This is a genomic window from uncultured Arenimonas sp., assembly GCF_963976025.1.
In the GTDB taxonomy this organism is placed as follows: Bacteria; Pseudomonadota; Gammaproteobacteria; order Xanthomonadales; family Xanthomonadaceae; genus Arenimonas.
The window spans coordinates 19,467-28,477 of record NZ_CAXBJS010000013.1; the positions used below are offsets into that span (position 1 = coordinate 19,467).

General features: G+C 70.7%; 10 protein-coding genes. 9 read left to right on the forward strand and 1 reads right to left on the reverse strand.

The features are described 5' to 3' along the window. The first annotated feature begins 4 nt into the window (after window positions 1–4). From fabG to AACZ35_RS02000, 9 genes are all read left to right on the forward strand, one after another. On the forward strand, window positions 5–748 hold the full coding sequence (fabG, locus tag AACZ35_RS01960) for a 3-oxoacyl-ACP reductase FabG (RefSeq protein ID WP_339825409.1): 744 nt from the start codon (window positions 5–7) through the stop codon (window positions 746–748). 131 nt (window positions 749–879) lie between these two features. Further along, on the forward strand, window positions 880–1,119 hold the full coding sequence (gene acpP / locus AACZ35_RS01965; protein ID WP_034210536.1) for an acyl carrier protein: 240 nt from the start codon (window positions 880–882) through the stop codon (window positions 1,117–1,119). A 135-nt stretch (window positions 1,120–1,254) separates the two neighbouring features. Beyond that, on the forward strand, window positions 1,255–2,493 hold the full coding sequence (gene fabF, locus AACZ35_RS01970; protein WP_339825419.1) for a beta-ketoacyl-ACP synthase II: 1,239 nt from the start codon (window positions 1,255–1,257) through the stop codon (window positions 2,491–2,493). A 23-nt stretch (window positions 2,494–2,516) separates the two neighbouring features. Beyond that, complete coding sequence (locus AACZ35_RS01975) at window positions 2,517–3,857, forward strand: aminodeoxychorismate synthase component I (RefSeq protein ID WP_339825422.1); 1,341 nt, start codon at window positions 2,517–2,519, stop codon at window positions 3,855–3,857. After that, complete coding sequence (pabC, locus tag AACZ35_RS01980) at window positions 3,854–4,666, forward strand: aminodeoxychorismate lyase (RefSeq protein WP_339825425.1); 813 nt, start codon at window positions 3,854–3,856, stop codon at window positions 4,664–4,666. The genes AACZ35_RS01975 and pabC overlap by 4 nt, the downstream gene beginning before the upstream one ends. Window positions 4,667–4,678: 12 nt before the next feature. Beyond that, window positions 4,679–5,710, forward strand: coding sequence for an endolytic transglycosylase MltG (mltG, locus tag AACZ35_RS01985; RefSeq protein WP_339825426.1), 1,032 nt, complete (start codon window positions 4,679–4,681; stop codon window positions 5,708–5,710). Beyond that, entirely contained in the window at window positions 5,710–6,336 is a 627-nt protein-coding gene (gene tmk, locus AACZ35_RS01990; protein ID WP_339825429.1) for a dTMP kinase, read from the forward strand. The genes mltG and tmk overlap by 1 nt, the downstream gene beginning before the upstream one ends. Continuing rightward, entirely contained in the window at window positions 6,333–7,331 is a 999-nt protein-coding gene (locus AACZ35_RS01995; RefSeq protein WP_339825431.1) for a DNA polymerase III subunit delta', read from the forward strand. Before tmk ends, AACZ35_RS01995 begins: the two co-directional genes overlap by 4 nt. After that, window positions 7,328–7,687, forward strand: a complete 360-nt coding sequence (locus AACZ35_RS02000) for a PilZ domain-containing protein (protein ID WP_188661472.1) — start codon at window positions 7,328–7,330, stop codon at window positions 7,685–7,687. Before AACZ35_RS01995 ends, AACZ35_RS02000 begins: the two co-directional genes overlap by 4 nt. 9 nt (window positions 7,688–7,696) lie before the next feature. Here the strand turns inward: AACZ35_RS02000 and AACZ35_RS02005 are convergent, their stop codons facing one another. Then, on the reverse strand, window positions 7,697–8,839 hold the full coding sequence (locus AACZ35_RS02005) for an RNA polymerase sigma factor (protein ID WP_339825435.1): 1,143 nt from the start codon (window positions 8,837–8,839) through the stop codon (window positions 7,697–7,699). Between the last annotated feature and the right edge of the window lie 172 nt (window positions 8,840–9,011).

Genomic DNA, 9,011 nt, shown 5'->3' on the forward strand with positions numbered 1-9,011 from the left:
TACGATGTCCGAACAACTGAAGGGTGAGATCGCGCTGGTGACCGGTGCGAGCCGGGGTATCGGTGCGGCGATCGCCGACGAGCTGGCGGCCATGGGCGCCACCGTCATTGGCACCGCGACCAGCGACGCCGGCGCCGCCGCGATCGGCGAGCGCCTGGCGGCGTCGGGCGGGGCGGGGCGCAAGCTCGACGTTTCCTCCAGCGCCGACGTCGAAGCCGTGCTCGATGAGATCGCCAAGTCCTTCGGCGCCATCTCCATCCTGGTCAACAACGCCGGCATCACCCGCGACAACCTGCTGATGCGCATGAAGGACGAGGACTGGCAGGCCATCCTCGACACCAACCTCAGCTCGGTGTTCCGGACCTCCAAGGCGGTGATGCGCGGCATGATGAAGGCGCGCAAGGGCCGGATCATCAACATCGCCTCGGTCATCGGCGTCACCGGCAATGCCGGCCAGGCCAACTACGCGGCGGCCAAGGCCGGCATCATTGCCTTCAGCAAGTCGCTGGCCAAGGAAATCGGCAGCCGCGGCGTCACGGTCAACGTGGTCGCCCCGGGCTTCATCCAGACCGACATGACCAAGGACCTGCCGGAGGCCTCGCGCGAGGCGCTGGTGGGCCAGATCGCCCTGGGCAGACTCGGCGAACCGGCCGACATCGCCCGGGCCGTTGGCTTCCTGGCCAGTCCGGCTGCGGCCTACATCACCGGCGAAACCCTGCATGTAAACGGCGGCATGTACATGCCCTAAGTCCTTGTGGCGGCTGGATTTGCGTTAGAATCCAGCCACCCGATCCCAGGCCGCGGCGCGTCCGGCGCCCGCCGCGGCCGGCATTTGATTACAATGCGCCCGCAAACATCCCTCCGGGAGGAGACAGATCCATGAGCAGCATCGAAGAACGCGTCAAGAAAATCGTCATCGAGCAGTTGGGCGTGAAGGAAGAAGAAGTCACCGTGAACGCCTCGTTCGTGGACGACCTCGGCGCCGACTCGCTGGACACCGTCGAGCTGGTCATGGCCCTCGAGGAAGAGTTCGAGTGCGAGATCCCGGACGAAGAGGCTGAGAAGATCACCTCGGTCCAGCAGGCCATCGACTACATCAAGGCCCACGTCAAGGCCTGACCGCCTGACGGGAGTTACGCCGGGGCCGCGCTTGCGCGGCCCTGCGCGTTTGCGGCATCCGGTCCAAATGTCGGCATGATCGCCGGCGCAGGTGCGGCCTGGCCGCACACCCTGAATCCATCGCGGAGTTTCGCCATGAGTCATCGTCGCGTCGTCGTCACCGGCATGGGCATCGTCTCGCCCATCGGCAATACCCTGGCCTCGGCCTGGGAAAGCATCGAGGCCGGCCGCAGCGGCATCGGCCAGATCACCCACTTCGATGCCTCGGCCTATGCCACCCGCATCGCCGGCGAGGTGCGCGATTTTGATGCCAAGTCCTTCCTGCCGCCGAAAGACGTCAAGAAGATGGACACCTTCATCCACTACGGCCTGGCCGCCAGCTTCCAGGCGATCGACGACGCCGGCCTGGAGATCACCGACGAAAACGCCGAACGCATCGGCGCCCTGGTCGGTTCGGGCATCGGCGGCGTGCGTGGCATCGAAGACACCGCCATCGCCCTGCACGAAGGCGGCCCGCGCAAGATCTCGCCCTTCTACGTGCCCAGCACCATCATCAACATGCTTCCGGGCCAGCTGACGATCCTCAAGGGCATCAAGGGTCCCAACTTCTCGGCGGTGTCGGCCTGCGCCACGGCCAACCATTCGATCGGCATGGCCATGCGCATGATCCAGTACGGCGACGCCGACATCATGGTGGCCGGCGGCGCCGAGCACGGCTGCACGCCGACCTCGGTGGGCGGCTTCTGCTCGATGAAGGCCATGTCCACCCGCAACGACGACCCGACCCGCGCCTCCCGGCCCTGGGACAAGGACCGCGACGGCTTCGTGCTGGGCGACGGCGCCGGCATCCTGGTCCTGGAAGAGTACGAACACGCCAAGGCCCGCGGCGCCCGCATCTACTGCGAGCTCGCCGGCTTCGGCGCCACTTCCGACGCCTTCCACATGACCGCGCCCAGCGAATCGGGCGACGGCGCCGCGCGCTGCATGCGCGCCGCGCTCAAGGACGCCGGCGTCAACGCCGAACAGGTCGGTTACCTCAATGCCCACGGCACCTCCACGCCGCTGGGCGACCTGGGCGAAACCCTGGCGATCAAGAGCGCGCTGGGCGAACACGCCCACAAGACCATGGTCAGCTCCACCAAGTCGATGACCGGCCACCTGCTCGGCGCCGCCGGCGGCGTCGAGGCGGTGTTCACCGTGATGGCGCTGCACACCGGCGTGATCCCGCCGACCATCAACCTCGACGCGCCCGGCGAAGGCTGCGACCTCGACTACGTGCCCAACATCGCGCGCCAGGTGCAGGTGGACGTGGCTGTGTCGAATGGTTTCGGCTTCGGCGGCACCAACGGCAGCCTGGTGTTCAAGCGGCTCTGAAACCGGCAGGCCCGGCCCCCGCGATGAACACCCTCGCGCTGCCGCCGGGCACCGACCTGCTGCGCCTGCAGTCGGCCGATCCGGCCCGTTTCCCGCTGCTGCTCGAAAGCGTGGCGGGCGGCAACGCACTTTCCCGCTGGGACCTGCTGCTGGCCACAGACGGCGAGGGCCTGCGCCTGGACGTGGACGGCCACGTGCGATCCCTGCCCGACGGCGCGGTCATTGGCCTGGATTTCCTGGGCGAACTCGATGCCCGCTGGTCGGCGGCGCGGCAGCCGCCCGGCGACCCGGCCCTGCCGTTCCGGGGTGGCTGGGCCCTGTTCCTGGCCTACGAACTGGCGGCGCAGGTGGAACCGCGGCTGCGGCTGCCCCTGGCGCCCGGCCCGCTGCCGGTGGCGATTGCCTGGCGCTGCCCGGCCGCCGTGCTGCGCGACCGCGACAGCGGCCGGTGCCTGGCCGTCGCCGAAGCCGGTTCGGCGCACTGGCTCGATGAACTGGCCGGCGCGGCGATGGCACCGGAAGCCGGCGGATTCGCGCCGCCCGTGCTCGAGGAAGACCGGCCCGGCCGCTTCACCGACGGCGTCGCCCGCATCCACGACTACCTGCGCGCCGGCGACGTCTTCCAGGTGAACCTGTCGCGCGCCTGGCGCGCCCGCTTCGAATCGGCGCCGGACCCGGCCGCCGTGTATGCGCGGCTGCGCGAGAACAATCCCGCGCCCTTCGCCGGCCTGATGCGCCATGGTGACGCCGCGCTGCTGAGTTCGTCGCCCGAGCGCCTGGTGTCGGTGCGCGGCCGCCGCGTCGACACGCGCCCGATCGCCGGTACCCGCCCGCGTTTTCCCGGCGACGACGACCAGGCCCGCATCCGCGACCTGGTCGGCAACCCCAAGGAACGCGCCGAACACGTGATGCTCATAGATCTCGAGCGCAATGACCTGGGCCGCGTCTGCGAACCCGGCAGCGTGCGCGTGGACGAGCTGATGGGCGTGGAAAGTTACGCCCACGTGCACCACATCGTTTCCAACGTCACCGGCACGCTGCGCGAGGGTGCGACGCCGGGCGCGGTCGTGCGCGCCGTGTTCCCCGGCGGCACGATCACCGGGGCGCCGAAGGTGCGCTGCATGGAAATCATCGCCGAGCTCGAAGGCGAAGGGCGGGGCGCCTACACCGGCGCTTTCGGCTACCTGGGCCATGATGGCGACATGGACCTGAACATCCTGATCCGCAGCGCCTGGCTCGACGGCGACCAGCTGCAGTTCCGCACCGGCGCCGGCATCGTCGTGGACTCCGATGCGGACCGCGAACTCGAAGAAACCCGCGCCAAGGCCCGCGGCCTGCTGCGTGCGCTGGGGGCCACCGGGTGAGCGCGCTCGCCACCCGCCTGTTCCTCGGCCGCGAAGCCGTACCGGCGCTTGATCCCGCCGACCGCGGCCTTGCCTACGGCGACGGCCTGTTCGAAACCATGCGGGTCGCCGCGGGGCGCATTCCCTGGTGGGACACGCACCTTGCCCGGCTGGCCCGCGGCGCCACCGTGCTGGGTTTCCCGGCGCCCGACGCCGGTTGGCTGAAGGCGCAGGCTGGTCAGTTGCTCGAGGCCGCGCCGGAACAGGCGGTGCTGAAGCTGCTGCTGACCCGCGGCGCCGGTGGCCGTGGCTACGCGCCGCCCGCAGCGCCCGAGCCCGCCCTGGTGCTGTCCCTGCACGCGCTGCCGCCGACGCCGGGCGCGCTGCGCCTGCGCTGGTGCAAGACGCGGCTGTCGCTGCAGCCGGCGCTGGCGGGCATCAAACACCTCAACCGGCTCGACCAGGTGCTGGCCCGCGCCGAGTGGCAGGACCCGGCTATCCACGACGGCCTGATGCTCGATGCCAGGGGCCACGTGGGCTGCGCCACCTCGGCCAACCTGTTCGCGCGCATCGATGGCCGCTGGCTGACGCCTGCGCTGGCCGACGGCGGCGTCGCCGGCCTGGCGCGGGCCTGGCTGCTGGCCAACGCGCCCGACGCCGCGCAGGCGACGCTTCGGCCGGAAGACCTCGCGTCGGCCGAGGCGCTTTTCCTGTGCAATGCCGTGCGCGGTATCCTGCCGGTCGGACAGCTCGACGACATCTGCTGGCCATCGCACCCGGCGACCGAAAGCCTGCGCCGGGACCTGGGCCGCGAACTGTCGGCCGCCTGACCGGAGCCCCCCTTGCCGAAGTCTTCGTCGCACAAACTGCTCAAGGCCCTGGTGGCGCTTACCCTGCTGGTCGCGGTCGCCCTGGGCGGCTGGTTCTGGCAGCGCTACGAGGGTTTCGCCAACACCCCGATCGCCCTGGCCCAGTCCGAGCGCATCCTGGTGGTCGAATCGGGCGATGGTTTCCAGGACATCCTCGACAAGCTGCGCGAGCTGGGCGTGCACGAAGGCCACGACCTGGAATGGAAGGCGCTGGCCCACGAAATGAAGGTGGTCTCGCGCCTGCAGGTGGGCGACTACACCATCCGCCACGGCATCACCCCGGCCGAACTGCTGCGCAAGCTTGAGCGCGGCGACGTCATCCACTACCGCTTCACCCTCGTCGAAGGCTGGAACCTGCGCGAACTGCGCGCGGCGCTGGCCCGCGACGAACGCATTCGCCAGACCCTGGCCGATACCGATGACGCCGCGCTGATGGCGGCGCTGGGCCGCGAAGGCGTGCATCCGGAAGGCCGTTTCCTGCCCGAGACCTACCACTACACCCGCGGCATGAGCGACCTCGACCTGCTGCGGCGCGCGCTGCTGGCCATGGACAAGGTCCTGGCCGATGCCTGGGAGGGTCGTGCGGACGACCTGCCGCTGGAGACGCCGGACCAGCTGCTCACGCTCGCCTCGATCATCGAAAAGGAAACCGGCAAGGCCTCGGAGCGGCCGGAGATCGCCGGCGTGTTCGTGCGCCGGCTGCGGCTGGGCATGCGCCTGCAGACCGACCCGACCGTCATCTACGGCATGGGCAGCGCCTACGACGGCAATATCCGCCGCAGCGACCTCACCACCGACACGCCCTACAACACCTACACCCGCGGTGGCCTGCCGCCGACGCCGATCGCCATGCCCGGCCGCGCCGCGCTGGAAGCCGCCGCGAACCCGCTGCCCGGCAATACCCTGTACTTCGTTTCCCGGGGCGACGGCAGCCACGTGTTTTCGTCGACGCTGGCCGAACACAATCGTGCGGTGGCCTGCCACCAGCTCAAGCGGTGCCGCTGATGCCCGGACTCTTCATCAGCCTCGAAGGCGGCGAGGGCGCCGGCAAGTCCACCGTGCTGGCGGCGCTGCGCGAAGTGCTGGCCGAAGGCGGCCGCGAGGTCGTTTGCACGCGCGAACCCGGCGGCACGCCCGAAGGCGAAGCCATCCGCGAGCTGCTTCTGGCGCCCGGCCGCGAGCTGGTGCCGGAAGCCGAACTGCTGCTTATGTTCGCGGCGCGCGCGCAGCTGGTGCGCCGGGTCATCCGCCCGGCGCTCGGACGTGGCGCCGCGGTGCTGGCCGACCGCTTCACCGATGCGAGTTTTGCCTACCAGGGCGGCGGCCGCGGGCTCGATGCCGGCCACATCGCCGAACTCGAACGCTGGGCGGCGGGCCTGCGCCCGGACCTGACCTTCCTGCTCGACGTCGGCGTGGCCCAGGGCCTGGAACGCGCGCGTTCGCGCGGCGGCGAACCGGACCGCATCGAATCCGAACGCGAGGACTTCTTCGAACGCGTGCGCGGCACCTACCTGGCCCGTGCCGCCGCCGAACCGCAGCGCTTCCGGGTGATCGACGCCAGCCAGTCGGCCGACGCCGTGCGCGACGCCGCCGTGGCCGCCCTGCGTACCTGGCTGGGGAACCGGCCGTGAGCGAGCTCGCGCCCTGGCAGCAGCGCCAGTACGACCAGGCCATCGGTGCGCTGACGGAAGGCCGGCTTGGCCACGCGCTGCTGCTGATGGGCCCGGCGCTGATGGGCAAGCGCGAGGTCGCGCTGCGGCTTTCACGCCGCCTGCTGTGCGCCACGCCGGCGGCCGATGGCCAGGCCTGCGGCGCCTGCCGAGGCTGCCGCCAGTTCGAGGCCGGCACCCATGCCGACTTCAAGCACGTCAGCTTCATTCCCAACGACAAGGGCGACAAGCTGCGCAGCGAGATCGTCGTCGACCAGATGCGCGCCCTGGGCCACTGGTTCGCGCTGACGCCGCAGCTGGGCGGCGCCCAGGTCGCCCTGGTCGAACCGGCGCATGCGCTCAACACCGCCGCCGCCAACGCCCTGCTCAAGACCCTGGAAGAACCCGCGCCCGGGCGTTACCTGCTGCTGGTGACCGACCAGCCCGGCCGGCTGCCGGCGACCATCCGCAGCCGCTGCCAGCGCCTGGAGTTCCGGCTGCCGCCGCGCGATGAGGCAGAAGCCTGGCTGGCCGCCAAGGGCCATGGCCCGCAGGCGCGCCAGCGCGCCCTGGACGCCGCCCGTGGCCATCCGGGCCTGGCCGCGGACTGGCTCGACGGTGGCCACCTGGCCCTGCGCGGCGACGTCATGAACGAACTCGACGCCCTGGCCGAAGGCCGGCGCGCCCCGGTCGAACTGGCCACGGCCTGGCTGGGCGACGAACTGGCGCCGCTGCGCCTGCGGTTCGCCGCCGAAGCCGTGCTGGATGGGCTTTCGCACCGCCTCGCCGGGGCGCCGGCACCGGGCTTGACCCTGCCGGGCGATTTCCAGAAGCTCTCGGCATGGTTCGACGCCGCCAACCGGCTGCGCAACCAGCTGCGGCTGCCGGCCCTGCGCCACGACCTGGCATTGGCCGGGCTGCTGCTCGAATGGCGTAGCATGTTCAAGGACACGGCAAGGACGGGAGCACGACGATGATCGGAGGCGGCGCAGGCGCGAGGCAGGGCATCCTGTCCCTGGCCATCAAGGACAAGGCGGCGCTCTACAACGCCTACATGCCCTTCGTGAAGGGTGGCGGCATCTTCGTGCCCACCACCAAACGTTATTCCCTGGGCGACGAGGTGTTCATCCTGCTGTCGCTGATGGAAGAAAAGGACCGCCTGCCTGTGGCCGGCAAGGTCGTCTGGCTGACGCCGGCGGGTGCGCAGGGCAATCGCGGCGCTGGCATCGGCGTGCAGTTCGCCGATACCGCCGAGGCCGAAGCCGTGAAGGGCAAGATCGAAACCTTCCTGGCCGGCACGCTCGAAGCCGACAAGCCCACGCACACGATGTAGGCGCTGGGCTCAGCCCATCCGGCCGCTGAGCCACAGCCCCAGCACCAGACCCGCCGAACCCAGCAGCAGGCCCGCGATGGCGCCGATGCGACCGATGCGGCGCTGGCGTGCCTGCCGCCGCGTGGCGCCGATCGGGTCCAGTTCGCGTTCGCGCGCCAGGCGCGGGGCCAGCACCCGCGGCAGCCACACGACGCACAGCAGCAAGATGCCGACCATGAAACCCAGCGACAGCGCCAGGTGCGGCACCCAGCCGGGCACCTTCGCCAGCAGGTTGATGCCGACGCTGAAGCCAACCACCAGCAGGGCGCCCACGGCCACGTAGAGCAGCACGCCACGACGCTCGCGCTCGTCGAAGGGCTCGCGCAGGTAGCGGCGCACGCCGAGCCACAGGCCCATCAGGCCGCCGATGATGCCCGCCGCCGCCGCCCCGAACGCGCCCAGACCGAGCTTGGCCAGGCCCTTGGCGCCACCGAGCGCACCAGCGCCCAGGGCGGTGGCCGCTGCGGCCGGCGGCGCGGCGATCGTCAGCGCCGTCGCCACTGCGGTGGTGAAGGCCAGGCCCGGTGCCGTGCCGCGGGCGAACTTGCCCAGCCGTTCCAGCAGTTCGCCGCGCACCCGGTCGCGGGCGCGCTGCAGGCGCTTGCGCACGGCGGCGTCCTGCAGGCCCAGCAGGCCGGCAACCTGGCGCGAATTCTGGCCTTCGCGGTAATACAGCAGCAGCACCTCGCGGCTTTCCTCGGGCAGGCTGTCGATCACCGCGGCGGCGATGTCGTGCTCCTCGTGCTCGGCGGCCTGTTCGCAGGGCTGCGGATGCGGGTCGGCGACCTGGGCCAGCAGCGCCTCGACGTCACCATCGGGTTCACGGCGCCGGACCTGGGCGCGCAGGTGGTCGCGGGCCAGGTTGCGGGTGATCTGGCGCAGCCAGGGCAGGAAACTGTCGGGGTTCTGCAGCTTTTTCAGGTTCTGCCAGGCCGACAGGAAGGCTTCCTGGGCGACGTCTTCGCTTGTGGGCACATCGCGCACGATCGCCAGGGCGATCGAAGCGACGGTGCCCTGGCAGCCGGCGACGATGCGGCCGTAGGCCTCGCGGTCGCCGCGGGCGGCGGCCGGCAGGTGGGCGTGGATCAGGCTTTGGACGAGGTCCGTGCTCATGGTGTGCTCCGGGTGGGATTCAAACCCGGGACGCCGCGCAGGGGAAGGGTGTGACCCTGATCAGGCCAGCAGCGTCCGGGCCGTCATCACCACGCCGGTGATCAGCACGGCCACCAGCAGCAGGATGCGCAGCTTGGACACCTTGCGGCCGGGGTCGTTGGCCGCGACGCCG